Raw genomic sequence first — 15,806 nt, 5'->3', positions numbered from 1 at the left:
AAAATTAAAGTTTAATCTTTGAATAGATTGGATAATGGTCTGAAAGTTCTACATCATAACTTTTAAAACTGATCACTTCTGCGTCATCTGGTACTAGAATAAAATCAATTCTAGCAGGAAATAACTCGAAGTTAAATGTTTTTCCAAACCCCCTACCAGCTTCCTTAAAAGTATCTTGTAAATCTTCAGATTTGATCTTGTCATAAATATAAGAATAAGCAGTATTATTAAAATCACCCATCACAATATTTCTGTAAGGAGATGATTTTAAATGCGCAATTAACTGCTCTGTTTGACTTTGCTGCTTTTTAAAAGACGTTTGAATTCGTTTTAATAATTTTTGAGAGTCTGCTTTTGTAAGATCATCGGTCTTAGAACTAATACCATGAGATTGCAAATGAACATTGTAAACTCTTACGGTATCAGTTGGAGTGATTACATCCGCAAAAATTACATTATTAGCAGTATTCTCGAAATTTAAAGATCCTTTTTTTGCGAAAGGATATTTAGAAAATATAACCAATGCTAATTCCTGACTTCGATGATGAAAGTAATCGTATTTATAAGGATATTGCTTAAAATCTATGTTGGGATTGTTATAAAACTCTTGTACACAAAAAATATCTGGATTCTCTTTTTTAATAAACTCGGAAATATCTTTAGGAATCTCTTCAGAATCTATCCATTTAAATCTATTAAATACATGAACATTAAAAGTTAATAACGAAAGTGTATCCTTGGTATCTTCGGCTAAGCTTTTACCTCTTAATCTATATAAGGAAGTAACATGCGAAATCCCTAACAATAAAACTATTAATGATAACAACATCTTACGTTTAAACAATATTGCCCAATATAAAAAGAACAATACGTTAACCACTATTAAAATAGGTACTGCTAAGCTTAGAACAGATAATAAGGGAAAGGTCTGTGGGGATACATAAGGAAGTAAATAAGACATTAGCAGAGCGAAAGCCACCAAAGAATTAATAAAGAATATAATCTTATTAACTACCTTTCTCATAATTAATCTTTCCCTGCTTTAAACAAGAAATCTTTTTCTTGTTTAGTAAGGCTATCATAACCGCTTTTACTTATTTTATCTAGTATAGCATCGATTTCTGCCTGATTAGGGTTTTTATTTTTTGATGATGAATTTGTTACCTGTGTTTTAGATTTTTTTGGCTTTTTAGCTTTATGTACTGTTTTTAAGGGACTTTTCTTTTTAGGTTTAAACATGGAAACTACAGCATCCATAAATTTTTCGAAACCACTACCAATATCATTTCCTTTTTTTAGCTGAATAGCATATAGATATCCAAATAAAGCTCCTCCAAGATGTGCTATATGTCCTCCTGCATTACCAGCTGGTATTTGAATAATATCTAGAACCACAAAAAATGCTGCAATCCACCAAAATTTTACACTACCAATAAACATTAAACGAACGGACATATGAGGTATATAACTCGCTACAGCTATTAATATTGCCATTACCGAGGCAGATGCTCCTAATAACACAGAACTACCGACTTCGGAGAATACAGGAAATACATTATAAGATAACATATATAGTAATGCTCCGAAAATTGCTCCAAGAAAATAGACAGTTAAAACCCTCTTTTCTGTAAGGTACGAGACAAAATATCTTCCAGAAAAATATAAAATAATCATATTAGATGCTAGGTGCCAAAATCCACTATGCAGGAAAGCGTAGGTAACAATAGACCAAGGTTTTAGCACAAACTCTCCTAATTCTTTAGGAAAAACAAACCAGTCCATTAGAAAACCACTGGACGCTTCAAAGAGATACGCAAATGTATTAATAAGGTAAAAACCAACAAATACGATTACATTAATAACTATCAACTTTTCAACTATTGAAAAGTTCCTAAATTTCAATTTTAAATCGTCTATCTGTGACATTAGTTCCAACGATTTTGATTAAACGAATTCTTTTTCCAATACCACATTGTGATGAATCCAATTACTGCTCCTCCAATGTGGGCCCAATGTGCAATGTTTGTTGCACCATATACACTTTGACCAGTGATTCCTCCGAAAAGATCCAAAACAAAATACCCTGCAACCAAGTACTTTGCCTTTATCGGAACCGGAATAAACATTAGATACAGTGGTAAGTTTGGAAACAAAACTGCAAATGCAGCAATGACTCCAGCGATAGCTCCGGAAGCTCCCACCATTAAACTATGATACGCTCCAAACATATCTGAAACACTTTCTTCTGTTGTATATTTTAACACCGAAGTATTATATCTTCCAGAATCCAAGAAACCAATAATTTCTTCATTTGAAAAACCAGCTTCTATAAAACTTTGATATGCTGGCTGAAAATTAAAGTAATAAAATGCCAACTGAAGTAGCATCGCTCCTAATCCCGCAGAAAAGTAAAGAAATAAGAACTTTCTTTGCCCAATTGCATTCTCCATATGACTTCCAAACATGTATAACATAAACATATTAAAAAGAATATGCGCAAATGTTTTTTGACTGTGCATAAACATATGAGTAGCAATCTGCCATATCTGAAAATTGCCGTTTTTTGGAAACCATAAGGCGAATAGTTTGTACGCAGCATCACCTAATGTAAGAGATCCTATAAAAAAGATCACATTAATAATCAATAAGGCTTTAACTGTTTCTGTAATTCTTCCCATCTACTCTTAAAATTTTTTATCTATATCATCTACTGTTAACGTAATGAAGGTTGGCTTGTTATCGGGTGTAATTGTTGGTTCTGTACAAGCAAAAAGACTATTTACAATATATTGCTGCTGTTCTTTAGGAAGCGCTATTCCTGTTTTAACAGCAATACTTCCAGAAATTGATCTCACCAAAAGATCGGTTAATGAAAAACCACTATCTGGTACTTCCTGTTCTATATCATTAATTAGCTTTTCTAATAATACCGAAACTTCACTCTCAGTGGTTGCAGTAGGTATACCAGAAATAGACACATCCGTATCTGTAATTTCGCCAAATACAAAACCTGTATTTTCTAAATGCTCTTGTACTTCTTTTAAAATTTGCATCTCTTGCTTAGAAAAAGACAATTTTAAAGGAAATAGTAATTGCTGACTAACTGCACTTGCCATGGTGATGTTTCGCAACACCTCTTCATACAGCACTCTATAATGTGCTCGATTCTGATGTATGATGACCATACCACTTTTGATGGTCGTAACAATATACTTTCTTCTTAACTGATAGGTAATATGATGCTCTAACTCTGCCTCCTGATCTGCATTAAATAAAGAGCCAGTGACTTCAGAACTTTCAAATTCTATAGAGGTGAAATCATTCTCTAAAGATTTCGAAGAGGTTTCTGGAGTTTCTAAACCTGCATATAAATTTTCCCAACCTCCAGTAGGTTCTTTCTTAAAACTTGTATAACTTTTAGAAGAAGATGAAGTATTTTCTTTAGGATCATCCTTAAACGGATTAAAACTTCTATCAACCTCTATAGTTGGTGTCTTTATCATCTTACTTTTATACTCATATGGAGTATCCATAGAAGCATCTCTATTAAAATCTAATATTGGTGCTACATTAAACTGTCCCAAACTATGTTTTATCGTAGAACGTAACATAGCATACAATGCATGTTCATCATCGAACTTAATTTCGGTCTTTGTAGGGTGAATATTAATATCTATAGATTTAGGATCTACAGTAAGATATATAAAATAACTTGGGTGTGTTTTTTCTTTTAGCAAACCTTCAAATGCGGAATTCACACCATGATTTAGGTAAGCGCTTTTAATAAAACGATTATTTACAAAGAAAAACTGTTCTCCTCGCGTACGCTTAGCAAATTCAGGTTTACAAACAAAACCAGTAATTCTCACCAAATCCGTTTCTTCCTCTACAGGAACTAATTTTTCATTCGTTTTCGCTCCAAAAATATGTACAATTCGTTGTCGATAATTTGTAATAGGCAGACTAAAAACCTCACTACCATTGTGGTACATATCAAACTTAATATCTGCATGCACCATAGCAACCCTATGAAATTCATCTATTATATGACGTAACTCTACAGCATTTGACTTTAGAAAATTACGTCTTGCTGGAATATTGTAGAAAAGATTCTTAACGCTAATAGAAGTCCCTTTGGGAGTTACACAAACTTCTTGTGACACTACTTCGCTTCCTTCTATTCTTATTTCCGTTCCTACCTCATCTTTTTCTTGCTTGGTTTTTAACTCCACATGGGCGATAGCCGCTATAGAAGCTAATGCTTCTCCTCTAAACCCTTTGGTATTTAACTGAAAAAGATCTTCAGCATTTTTTATTTTGGAAGTAGCATGACGCTCAAAACTTAATCTGGCATCGGTTACACTCATTCCCATACCATCATCAATCACTTGGATGAGCGTTTTTCCAGCTTCTTTAATAATTAGTTTGATATGTGAAGCCTTTGCATCAATAGCATTTTCTAATAATTCTTTGACTACAGAGGCTGGTCGTTGCACTACTTCTCCCGCAGCTATTTGGTTTGCTACGTGATCCGGTAATAGTTGGATAATATCTGACATTTATTGTCCGGCAGTAAATATGGATAAATCAAAATCAATTATATATAAAAAAATGAAAGTCAACACTAAGGCAATAAGAATTACTCGTTTATTAAATTCTCTATTTCCTCTATTACGACTTGCTTTTCTATCTTCGCTCCATTGAGAACCAAAATCAATAGCATTTCGTGTATCGCGATATTTAGTAATTCTATTTTCGAAATCATAGATATTTCCTTCACTCTTACCCTTGTAATATCTAGGAGTATAGTTATATCTTCGATTTGTTTTTCTTTTAGGGATACTTAATTTCACGTGTTGCTCCTTTCTTTTTATATTATCCAAATATACTTAAAATGCATAGCAATCTAAAGCTTTTAGCATTACAATAACATCGAATATATCAAATAGCAACTATAGTGCCGCTTTTAAAATTTTGATAAGAATATTAAAAATCAGCGATAAAATGATATGTTAGAATTTTGCGTCTTTACGCAATTGAGCCATTTTTATAGCAGCAATAGCAGCTTCGGTTCCTTTATTACCGTGCTTACCTCCAGATCTATCTATGGACTGCTGCATCGTATTATCGGTTAAAACACAAAAGATAACTGGAATATCACTCTGTATATTTAGGTCTTTGATTCCTTGGGTAACGCCATCACATACAAAATCAAAATGTTTTGTTTCTCCTTGGATAACGCTTCCGATCGCAATCACAGCATCCAACATATCATAGGAGTGCTGCATTTTTTTACAGCCGTAAATCAGTTCAAAACTACCAGGCACATTCCATCGAACAATATTTTCTTTGATGGCACCACAATCAATTAGTGCATCAAAAGCTCCTTGGAAAAGACCTTCTGTAATTGTTTCATTCCATTCTGAAACAACAATCCCAAACCGAAAATTTTTCGCGTTTGGGATTGTAGCTTTATCGTATTGAGATAAATTTTTATTTTCTGTAGCCATATTAAGTTAACTGTTTATTATTATCAGTTGATAGTTTTAAAATTTAATCCTAGAACTAAAAACCGTCAATTACAAACTACTTAAGCATTCCTTGAGCTCTTCCTAAATGAACATCAGCTTGATTCGCTTCTACACTCTTAGAAAATTCTTCTTTGATTCTTTCTAAATAAGTAACTGCCACATCTGGTTTTCCTAAAGAAATAGCGGTAACCGCTGATTTCAATAAAAACTTTGGGGTTGTAAAGTCATTTGTTTTAGCATTCGCAGCTTTTTCGTAATAAGATAAAGCTTCACCCATTTGATCTAATTGAGCAAAAGCATCACCAATTCCTCCTAAAGCAAGAGGTCCTAGCATTTCATCATCACTCTTAAACTTATCTAAATGATCAATTGCTTCTTGATACTTATTCATATTAAGGTATGAAAATCCAGCGTAGTAATTCGCTAAATTAGCGGCTTTAGTACCACCATAATTTTCAATGATTTCTAAAAATCCATATTTACCTTCTCCTCCGTTTAAGGCTAATGTATATAAAGAGTCACTTACAGTAGTATTACCGTTTACGGCGTCATCAAAATACTGTTGTGCTTTAAACATCTCGTTAGATGCTTCTAATTCTTTTGGTTCCTGTACGTACTTTTGATATCCTAAATATCCTAATACGACAACAGCGATAGCCCCAACAATGATAAATATATATTTTTGATTGGCAGCAACCCATTCTTCAGTTCGGGAAGCACCTTCATCAAGCGTATTGAATACCTCAGCAGTTGTAGAGTGATCTTCTATTTGCTCTACTTCTTCTGCTTTATTTTTTGGTTTGTATCCTCGTTTCTTATAAGTTGCCATAAATATTATTTAATGAAGGGCAAAAATAAAATTTTTATTCATAATTAAAAGCGAAAATATTTGTTATTTTTTAATATTTTGCACTTCTTATTTGAGAATTTCAAAAAAGTCACTACTTGCTGACGATCAGTGGTTTATGATTCTAAAATCCCTTTCTTTAATCAATTATAAAAATTTTGAATCCGTTAATTTCGATTTTGACACTAAGATTAATTGCTTAGTTGGACATAATGGAGTTGGAAAAACGAATATCTTAGATGCCATCTATCATTTATCGTTTGGTAAAAGCTATTTTAATCCAATAACGAGTCAAAACATTAAACATGGAACGGATTTTTTTGTGGTCAAAGGTTTATATGAAAAATTGGATCGGGAAGAAAAAGTAATCGTTAGTGCAAAAAAAGGTCAAAAAAAAGTAATCAAGAGAAATGGAAAGGCTTATGATACATTTAGCGAGCACATCGGCTTCTTACCATTAGTAATTATCTCTCCTGCAGATCGAGATCTTATTACTGAAGGTAGCGATACACGTCGTAAATTTATCGATGGTGTCATATCACAAAGTGATACCACATATTTATCAGTATTACTTAAATACTCTAAGGTCGTTTCTCAACGAAACTCTCTGTTAAAATATTTCGCCGCTAATAATACCTATGATCCTACTACACTAGAAATTTATAATCAGCAACTCGATGAATTAGGAAGTGTGATTTACAACAAGAGGACTGAGTTTTTGGAAACGTTCATCCCCATTTTTATCAACAGATATGAAGCTATTAGCTCGGGAAAAGAAGCTGTATCTTTAAGATATCAAAGTAAATTAGCAGAAAACAATTTACTTACTCTCTTAGAACAACATCTTTCTAAAGATAGAATGTTACAATACACAAGTGTAGGAGTCCATAAGGATGATTTGATTTTTGAGATAGAGGGACATCCTATTAAGAAATTTGGTAGTCAAGGACAACAGAAATCATTTTTGATCGCTCTAAAATTAGCCCAATTTGATTTCATTAAAAAACAAAGCAAAGTAAACCCTCTACTCCTATTGGATGATATTTTTGATAAACTAGACGAAAAAAGAGTTGAACATATCATTCAATTAGTAGATGACCAAAATTTCGGACAACTATTTATCAGCGATACGCATGCGGATCGTACCGAAAATGTGGTAAAAAAAATATCGCAATCTTATAAAATAATAAAGTTAGAATCTTAATTTAAACTAACAGAATCAATGTTGAAGAACAGCATATACCTATTAATCCTAATATTTGTTTCCTGTGCAAAACAGGATCCAGAAGAAACAATATCCAACATTTCTGGGTATTGGGAAATTGAAAAGGTCATTACTGCAGAAGGTATAGAAAAACAATACAATTTTAGTCAGATGGTTGACTTTTTCGAAGTAAAAGATAAAAAGGGCATACGAAAAAAAGTGCAACCGCAATTAAATGGTAATTTTATTACCACAAAAGATAGCGAGTCCTTTATTATAACTATAGAAAACGATAGTATTTGGATGCATTACAAAACTCCATTATCTGAGTGGAAAGAAGCCTTGCTTTCAGCAAAAAACGATCAAATGATTATCCAGAATGAAGCCGGAAATCGTTATTTTTACAAACCCTATACAAAGATTGAATTGTAATGAGCAGAAGACAGAATGACCATCTTAGGATTAGTGATGTACTTAAGGAGTTTGTTAGTGAAAATAGACTTCAGAAAGGATTAGATAAGGTAGAAGTAAAAGATGTTTGGGAGCAAATTATGGGACCTGCTATTACAAAATACACACACGAAATTAGGCTAGATCGAGAAACCCTATATGTTGAACTTACTTCTTCGGTACTTAGAGAAGAATTGAGCTATGGAAAAGAAAAGATCATTACCAACCTTAATGAAGCTTTGGGACGTTCATTAATTAAAAAACTAGTTCTCAGATAACTAAAACTACGCTTAGCATAAAGTATTGTTAAACTATCATTTTTTACCTTTTAGATAAGAAACAAATTCCCCGTTTATTGCATTAATATTTAGTATTAATTAAATAAATCATTTTATGATGTTACAAAGCATTTTGAATTTAAAAGGAATCACTGTACTTAAAAAGGAGCACAAAAAGGTAATTAGCGGAGGTATTAATTATGAAAATTGTGATAAACCAGAAACATGGTTCTATGACATGTCTGCTGAATGTGAAGCATATTATGGCGGATAACTGGTCAATTCAATAACTAACAGGTAAACAGAGGTTCTCTTTTCGAGTTACTTCTGTTTACGCTTTAGATCATAATTCCATTCTTTCGAATACTAAGATTATTCATCTCTATTCTTGCTAACACTCTTTTTACAGAATTTAACAAAGTAATACTAATTTAATGCTAATCTATCTCTGACGTATTCTATTTTCGTCTTTCCGTGTGGTGCAGGTTTTCCATTTTCATCTAGATATACCATAGTGATATTATCCACTTGAATAATTGTTTTGCGAGTCAACTTATTACGTACCTCACATTTTAGCACTAATGAAGATCTTCCAAATTTTACAACATCCATTCCTATTTCTACAATATCTCCTTGCAAAGCAGAACTCACAAAATTAATTTCCGACATGTACTTGGTAACTACTCGATTACTTTCTAATTGAATCACTGCATATAAAGCAGCTTCCTCATCGATCCACTCTAATAATCTTCCTCCAAATAGAGTGTTATTTGGATTTAGATCGCCCGGTTTTACGATCTTTCTTGTATGATATCTCATTTCCTTTACTTTTGGACAAAGTTACGGAAAGTGCTTCCAATAAACACCCATAAACCCCTTATCCACAAAGAATTATCTATTTAAGAATTTGCGAATGTAATTCTTACAACATCTTAAATTTTGGTCTTGTATTTTTATTATTTTGATATCCCTTTTTGCAAAAAAATCTTTACTGGACTACTATTTCTTCACAGAATTGTGTTCCTTGAGGGCAAGTTTCCGTTTCAGCTCTAATACATACGACATATGTTCCAGGATCAAATTGAAAGAAGAATATATTGTCACCTGTTGGACCTCCGTCTTGTTCTATTATTTCACCATCGATTTCCCATTGATAATTAACGGTCCCAATATCCTGAAAATCCGCAGTAAAATTATAACCAGTGGTATTCCCTTCTTGTTCGAAACTAAAAAATAAATTAGGACAAATTGGATCCACAAGAATTTCCCTACATTCCTCCGCGCCATTTGGGCATGATGGTGTAGTGGTTTTTATGCATACCTGATGTACTCCTGGAGTTAATTCTGTAACAAAAATATTATCTCCATTACCACCGCCATCTTGTTCCGCTACTTCATTGTCTACAAACCATTCGTAAGTTAACTCTTCGATACCTGTAAAACTAGCGGTGAAATTATATTGTAATGTACCTTGCTCTTGTTCAAAACTAAAATTTAAATCCGGGCAAAACTCAGCGACTTCTATATTTTTACAAATCTCAATTCCTTCTGGACATTCTGGTGTTTCTGCTTTAATACAAACGACATAAGTACCTGGACCATCAAAATCTCGTAATAAGAGATTATCGCCCTGAACATTTGGTCCATCTATCTCTATAAATTGTCCATCTATAAACCATTCATAGGTACCTATCGTTTCTATATCAGGAAAACTTGCTTCAAATCTATAGCCTAGATTAAATGTATCTGTAAGTTCTGATGTGAAATCTAATTGAGGACAACGAGTTTCACAAGTGCTAATAATTCTATAATAGCCAAAATACGTATCAATAGTGGTACTTTCTAAATTAGCTCCTACTAAAAGAGTAATAGGAAATTTGAAATTAGGTTGATATAGAGCTCCTTGACTTTGATAAAATGTTTGAAAAGCTTCATCAGAAGATATTTCTATTTCAACACCTCCGTTATCAAACATTGTGATTGGATAATCAAACTTGAAACAACTATTAAAAAACTGGTCAAAATCATCTCTTACAGTATCAAACTCACATTCTGACAAAACATTAAACAGTGAAGCTTCATTACTTAAACTAACGGTTACATCTGTATTTTTGAACACAATAGAAACAGGAAATTGTAAACCAGTTATATTAAAATTTGGTCCCTGGCTAGCAATTACATCCACTAATCCGTCATAACTATCTATGGTGATAGTTGAATCCGTATTATAACCCAGCGTAATAGGATAGACAAATCGGAAACACTGTTCATTTTCTGATATAAACGAATTGTCGGAACCAAAATTAGTAAGCACCGTAACCAAGGAAGTACTGGATACTACGTTGTTATTGTTTTCTTCAGGAAAAAAAGAATCATCATTTACACATCCTGATAACAATACAGCGAAGCTTATTAGTAATAACCTTAAACTATATGTATGAATTTTTCTCAAAATATTTCTCTTTATATAAAGTAAAACGCCTGAAAATCAGTATACCCTACCTCAATTTAAATAAAAATTATTTAGTTCATTGGATTCACAATCTAACACATCTGGTTGGTATATACAAAATTCCCTGGAAGAATGATCTTACTTCCAGGGAATCAACCTAATTAATCCAACCTAACTGACTTAACTATTCTATGACGATTGTTTTACAAAATATAGTTCCGTTTGGACAATCTGGAGTTTCTGCTATAATACATATCTCGTATGTTCCTGATCCAAATTGGTAGTATAAATAATTATCTCTTTCATTACTATCTACAATCTCTCTATCTACAACATCTCCGTTGATAGTCCATTCGTATGAAATATCACTCATTCCTTCGAACTCTGCTCTAAAATTATATCCAGGTGTATCTCCTTCTTGATCTACTGTGAAAAATAAATTTGGGCAGCTGGTTCCAGTTTCTTCTATTTCGATCACTTTACAGAATGTTACTCCTTGTGGGCAATTTGGCGTTTCTACTGCCGCACAAACCTCATAACTTCCTGGAGCAAATTGATAGTAAAATGGTTCATCATGACTCTGAGTTGTACCAACAAACTCATTATTAACCGACCAACTTATTGGATACTCTTCTATTCCGTCAAATGCTCCTGGATAGAAATAGTATGCAGGATTATCTCCATCTTGTTCGGCTTCGAAAAACAACTCTGGGCAAACAGCATCACCTTCAATTTCAATAACTTTACAATATGATGTTCCTTGTGGACATTCTGGAGTTTCTGTTTTTAAACATACTTCATATCTTCCTGGTGCAAATTGGTAATAGAATCTATTATTATCTCCATTATTAGAATCTTCTACAAATTCTCCATTGATATACCAACCCAACCATTCAATCTGATCAGCTCCTTCAAACTCTACTTGAAAATAATATGCTGGATTATCTCCATCTTGCTCTGCAATGAAGAACAGTTCTGGACATCTTTCATCTACTTCCTGAACCTCAATTACTTTACAATAGGAAGTTCCTTCTGGACAATCTGGCGTTTCTGTTTTGATACATACTTCATAAGTTCCAACTTCCTCAAAATCCCAGAATAGATAGTTATCTGCATTTTGACCATCTGTTACTACTACTTCTCCATTGATAAACCATTCGAAACGAGTTTCTTCAATACCAGGGAAATCCGCTATAAACTTATAGCTATTAGGTCTATCCAATTGTCTTGTTTCGAAGAATAAATCCGGACAAGGGTTTGTTTCATCTATGTCTACCTCAATCTCTTTACAAACCTCGATAGGACAAGCATCACTAGCTACTCTTACACAAACAGTATATGTTCCTTCTTCAAACTGATATTCAAAAATCTGACTTGCTATATCATCTAAGTTTCCACTTGCTACATCTTCTCCATCGATAGACCAAGTAAGCTCTACATCCTGGATTCCATCTAATTGTGCGGCAAAGCGATAAACAGCACTGCCACCAACATTATCTACATTAATTGTTACATCTGGACAATTTTCTAATTCTTCAATTTCTTCACAAGAGGTAAATCCCACAAGTAGTGTAAAAATCATTACACACCAAATACTAAGTTTTTTCATTGTTGTAATTTTAGGGGTTATTTTATATTAATTATTTAGAAGCTTTTACTTGCTTTACAATAATGAAACGCAGTACAAAACCAATACCCTACCCCTTACTTTAAAAAAAGTTAAAAATTTGTCATGAAAATCTTAAAAACCATCCTAAAGCCCTATTAATATTGGATGTTAAAAGTATCTACGAAAAAAAAGAGACCGTAAAAACGGTCTCTTCCTACAAATAAGTGATTATTTATTCAACTGACTGAACTTAATAAACCATCACTTCGCATATGAATTAAAGCCCCTGAAAATCAATCTCAATACATTCTTGTAAGCTTCCACATTCAGAAGATTCTGCTTTATAACAAATCTCATATCTTCCTGGCTGCTGAAGATGATCTTGAAGTATTAAGAAATGTCCTGTAGCAGTAGTTGGTGTAACTTGATTACCATCAATTTCCCAAACCACAGAGTTATCATCTAAACCAAATAAAATTACTCCTTTTGCATTAACAAATTCTGCAGAATTTGTTGTCACATATTCTAATTTAAAAATAGTACAATCTACAGGCTGAGGCTCTGGAATTACAACATCTCTACAGAACTCTGTTCCGTTAGGACAGTCATTTGTTTCTGCTTTGATACAAACTCTGTAAGTACCTGGATTGTATGAAGACAAGTCAAGTTTATCATCTCTATCTTGACTTTGTAGATCCTCTGTTTCTACCAATACTCCATCTACAAACCATTCATATACCGCTAATTGATCTATTCCTGCAAAGCTTGCAAACATAAATGGTCCTTCTTCTATAAAAGAAAGGTCAGGACAGCCATCATCTCCACCGCCATTATTATCATCTGTTACTTGAGCTGACACGCATGCTTCGATTCCCTGAGCACAATCATTAGATTCAAACTTTACACATACTTCATAAGAACCTGGATTGTAATCACTAAGATCTAAAGTAATTGTAGTTCCTTGGATTTGAAGATCTTCTGCTGCTAAAGGCTCATTATTAACAAACCAATTAAATAATTCTATATCATCTGTTCCTGATATAGAAGCAACTACGATACTTCCTTCTGAACTTAAAGTTAGATCAGGGCATGATCCTTGTCCATCTCCATCACTTTCTATTGTGATCTCCTCGCAATATTCTGTGCTTGTACAAGTAGGACTTTCTGAAATTAAACATACTGTATAAGTTCCTTCTTCTAAATTTTCTAAAGAGAACTTATTATCGCCTTGATTACTTGTTCCTTCGTTTTCGATGATCTCACCGTTTTCTAGATTTTCACCTGTCACCTTCCATGCATAAAACTCTAAAGTGTCTATTCCTTCAAAATCTGCAAATAAATACTCTCCATCTCTAGTAAATTTTAGATCTGGACATCCATCCATCTCTTCTTCAATTGTAATTTCTCTACAAAATTCCGTTCCTTCAGGACAATCTGGTGTTTCTGCTTTGATACAAACATTATAAGTACCAGGATTATAAGAAGAAAGGTCTAAGGTATTATCTCTTTCATTCTGCTGACTTTCGGTCTCTACCAATTCTCCATCAACAAACCATTCGTATGTATCAAGATCTTCAATTCCTTCAAAATCAGCAAATAATTTTTTCCCATCCTGTCCAAAAGATAACTGAGGACATTCAGTGTTTTGATTATCATCTTCTTGTTCACAAGAAGAAAAGGCAATCATAAGCCCAAACATAAGTAAGCTAAAAATTCTAAGATTTTTCATGTTAATTTTTTAAGTAAATAATAAGTTATGCTCAATTGAGATGTTTGTTATAACACTAGTAAAACGCCTAATGTTAAAACTACCCCACCCCTCTTTTTTTATTTTTTTTAAAATTTCTTTTTTTTGATACCAGAAAAAAATCTAGTTTTGACAACAAATGAATCCCCAAATGTCTGATAGTAAAAACTCTACTTGTGACGAACAAGCCTTTGATCATTTTTTCAAAAGTCATGCAAAACTTTTGAGAAGTTATCTGTATTATAAGTTTGGTGATTTAGATCAAGCAGAAGATATTGTTCAAGATGCTTTTATTAAATTATGGAACAATTGTGCTAAAGTACCTTTAGACAAAGCAAAAAGTTATGTTTATACTGTAGCCACCAACCTGGGAATTAGTATTGCTAGGCATCAACAAGTAAAGTTTAAACATCAGAATTATATAACTCAGCGTAAAACTGATGTTACTAATGAGTCTCCGGAATTTGTGATGTTAGAAAAGGAATATATGGAGAAACTGAAGAATGCTATTGCTGATTTACCAGAAAGACAAAGAGAAGTTTTCCTTTTAAATAGAATTGATAAAAAAACTTATAGAGAAATTGCTGAGTTATCTAATGTTTCCGTTAAGGCTATTGAAAAATTAATGCACAAAGCTTTATTAAGTTTAAGAAAAAAGATTGGTGACATCTAAATTATAAATGAGGTAAATTGTTAAAAATTAAAAAAATTAATAGCAAGGGGTAGGGTAATTAATAAATAGAACGTTTTTTATATATAAAGGCAGATTATGTTAGATAATAAAAATGATGATATATTCTTATCCAGATGGATTAACGGAGAGCTTTCTCCGGAGGAACTTCGTGAGTTCCAATCCCATCCAGAATATAAGCACTACGCAAAGATAAAAGCGGGTGCTGACGCCTTAGATTTATCTGAATATGATATCGATACAGCACTGAATACTATCAAATCTGGTAAACAAACTTCTATTGACAGTAATCAAAAGCCTGTTATCAAATTTTGGCCTTATGCCGCTGTTGCAGCATCAATTGCAATTATTTTTGGTCTTTTCTTTTTCAATACCAATGATTCTATAAGTAGTTCTTATGGAGAACAGTTAGCAGTAACCTTACCAGATGGTTCTGAAATGATTTTAAACGCAAAATCAGAAGTTAGTTTTGATAAAAATGACTGGGAAAACAATAGGACTGTTTCTTTAGACGGTGAAGCCTATTTTAAAGTTAAAAAAGGAAGCACTTTTACAGTACATACAGAAAACGGCAACGTAACAGTTTTGGGAACCGAGTTTAGTGTAGATTCACAAGCCTCCCTTTTTAAAGCTGTATGTTTTGAAGGAAAAGTGCGTGTCCAAAGTGGTCAAGAACAAATAATTCTTACAGCAGGAAAAGGATACAGAAAAATTGCGAAATCTGCATCCGAAAATTGGGTTTTTGAAGCATTAGAACCTTCTTGGATTAACAATATTAGTTCATTTAGAAGCGTACCGGTAAAATATGTTTTTAAAGAATTAGAAGAACAATATAATATCAACATCGAAACAAAACAGTTAGATACATCTATCATTTACACAGGAACTTTTCCTAACAATGATATCGATGTTGCTCTTAAAACGGTTTTTAGTACCTTAGGTTTGCAATACCAACTATTGCAAGACAATAAAACCGTGGTATTAGACAATTAAGAGC

General features: G+C 32.9%; 17 protein-coding genes. 6 read left to right on the top strand and 11 right to left on the bottom strand.

The features are described from left to right. Window positions 1-4: 4 nt before the first annotated feature. The 7 genes from Q1B37_RS12745 to Q1B37_RS12715 form a co-directional block, all read right to left on the bottom strand. Window positions 5-1,024, bottom strand: coding sequence for an endonuclease/exonuclease/phosphatase family protein (locus tag Q1B37_RS12745; protein ID WP_299606984.1), 1,020 nt, complete (start codon window positions 1,022-1,024; stop codon window positions 5-7). Window positions 1,025-1,026: 2 nt separating this feature from the next. After that, a complete protein-coding gene (locus Q1B37_RS12740; protein WP_299899099.1) occupies window positions 1,027-1,926 on the bottom strand; it encodes a rhomboid family intramembrane serine protease in 900 nt (299 codons plus the stop codon). Further along, window positions 1,926-2,678 carry a rhomboid family intramembrane serine protease gene (locus Q1B37_RS12735; protein WP_299899097.1) on the bottom strand — a complete coding sequence of 251 codons (753 nt, stop codon included), beginning with the start codon at window positions 2,676-2,678 and terminating at the stop codon, window positions 1,926-1,928. The genes Q1B37_RS12740 and Q1B37_RS12735 overlap by 1 nt, the downstream gene beginning before the upstream one ends. 6 nt (window positions 2,679-2,684) lie before the next feature. Continuing rightward, window positions 2,685-4,559 (bottom strand): DNA mismatch repair endonuclease MutL, encoded by a 1,875-nt coding sequence (mutL, locus tag Q1B37_RS12730; protein WP_299899096.1) that lies wholly within the window; start codon window positions 4,557-4,559, stop codon window positions 2,685-2,687. After that, window positions 4,560-4,853 (bottom strand): hypothetical protein, encoded by a 294-nt coding sequence (locus tag Q1B37_RS12725; protein WP_299606976.1) that lies wholly within the window; start codon window positions 4,851-4,853, stop codon window positions 4,560-4,562. A gap of 159 nt (window positions 4,854-5,012) precedes the next feature. Further along, window positions 5,013-5,510: a 6,7-dimethyl-8-ribityllumazine synthase gene (gene ribH, locus Q1B37_RS12720; RefSeq protein ID WP_299899095.1), complete on the bottom strand. Its 498-nt coding sequence runs from the start codon at window positions 5,508-5,510 to the stop codon at window positions 5,013-5,015. A 76-nt stretch (window positions 5,511-5,586) separates the two neighbouring features. Further along, a complete protein-coding gene (locus Q1B37_RS12715) occupies window positions 5,587-6,360 on the bottom strand; it encodes a tetratricopeptide repeat protein (RefSeq protein WP_299899093.1) in 774 nt (257 codons plus the stop codon). A 136-nt stretch (window positions 6,361-6,496) separates the two neighbouring features. On the opposite strand from Q1B37_RS12715, the gene Q1B37_RS12710 reads away from it, so the two are divergent. The 4 genes from Q1B37_RS12710 to Q1B37_RS12695 all read left to right on the top strand — a co-directional run bounded on the left by Q1B37_RS12710 (window position 6,497) and on the right by Q1B37_RS12695 (window position 8,584). Next, on the top strand, window positions 6,497-7,582 hold the full coding sequence (locus Q1B37_RS12710) for a DNA replication/repair protein RecF (protein WP_299899335.1): 1,086 nt from the start codon (window positions 6,497-6,499) through the stop codon (window positions 7,580-7,582). 18 nt (window positions 7,583-7,600) lie between these two features. Beyond that, entirely contained in the window at window positions 7,601-8,014 is a 414-nt protein-coding gene (locus Q1B37_RS12705; RefSeq protein ID WP_299899091.1) for a hypothetical protein, read from the top strand. Next, a complete protein-coding gene (locus Q1B37_RS12700) occupies window positions 8,014-8,310 on the top strand; it encodes a DUF721 domain-containing protein (protein WP_299899089.1) in 297 nt (98 codons plus the stop codon). The genes Q1B37_RS12705 and Q1B37_RS12700 overlap by 1 nt, the downstream gene beginning before the upstream one ends. Window positions 8,311-8,425: 115 nt before the next feature. Next, a complete protein-coding gene (locus Q1B37_RS12695) occupies window positions 8,426-8,584 on the top strand; it encodes a hypothetical protein (RefSeq protein ID WP_299606969.1) in 159 nt (52 codons plus the stop codon). Window positions 8,585-8,736: 152 nt separating this feature from the next. Here Q1B37_RS12695 and Q1B37_RS12690 read toward each other — a convergent pair whose 3' ends face one another. The 4 genes from Q1B37_RS12690 to Q1B37_RS12675 form a co-directional block, all read right to left on the bottom strand. Continuing rightward, window positions 8,737-9,129, bottom strand: a complete 393-nt coding sequence (locus Q1B37_RS12690) for a hotdog domain-containing protein (protein WP_299606967.1) — start codon at window positions 9,127-9,129, stop codon at window positions 8,737-8,739. A 169-nt stretch (window positions 9,130-9,298) separates the two neighbouring features. Next, the gene (locus tag Q1B37_RS12685) at window positions 9,299-10,762 is read right to left on the bottom strand and encodes a hypothetical protein (protein ID WP_299899087.1); all 1,464 of its coding nucleotides are present in this window, start codon (window positions 10,760-10,762) and stop codon (window positions 9,299-9,301) included. A 184-nt stretch (window positions 10,763-10,946) separates the two neighbouring features. Next, window positions 10,947-12,371, bottom strand: coding sequence for a hypothetical protein (locus Q1B37_RS12680; protein WP_299899085.1), 1,425 nt, complete (start codon window positions 12,369-12,371; stop codon window positions 10,947-10,949). 277 nt (window positions 12,372-12,648) lie between these two features. After that, complete coding sequence (locus Q1B37_RS12675; protein WP_299899084.1) at window positions 12,649-14,100, bottom strand: hypothetical protein; 1,452 nt, start codon at window positions 14,098-14,100, stop codon at window positions 12,649-12,651. Between the two features lie 169 nt (window positions 14,101-14,269). On the opposite strand from Q1B37_RS12675, the gene Q1B37_RS12670 reads away from it, so the two are divergent. Beyond that, complete coding sequence (locus tag Q1B37_RS12670) at window positions 14,270-14,791, top strand: sigma-70 family RNA polymerase sigma factor (RefSeq protein ID WP_299899083.1); 522 nt, start codon at window positions 14,270-14,272, stop codon at window positions 14,789-14,791. A 96-nt stretch (window positions 14,792-14,887) separates the two neighbouring features. After that, on the top strand, window positions 14,888-15,802 hold the full coding sequence (locus Q1B37_RS12665) for a FecR family protein (RefSeq protein ID WP_299899081.1): 915 nt from the start codon (window positions 14,888-14,890) through the stop codon (window positions 15,800-15,802). The last annotated feature ends 4 nt before the right edge of the window (window positions 15,803-15,806 follow it).

Origin of the sequence: uncultured Aquimarina sp. (assembly GCF_947492965.1) — a bacterium.
In the GTDB taxonomy this organism is placed as follows: Bacteria; Bacteroidota; Bacteroidia; order Flavobacteriales; family Flavobacteriaceae; genus Aquimarina.
Note: the sequence above shows the minus strand (reverse complement) of the source record. Positions and strands in the feature narration are given on the sequence as shown.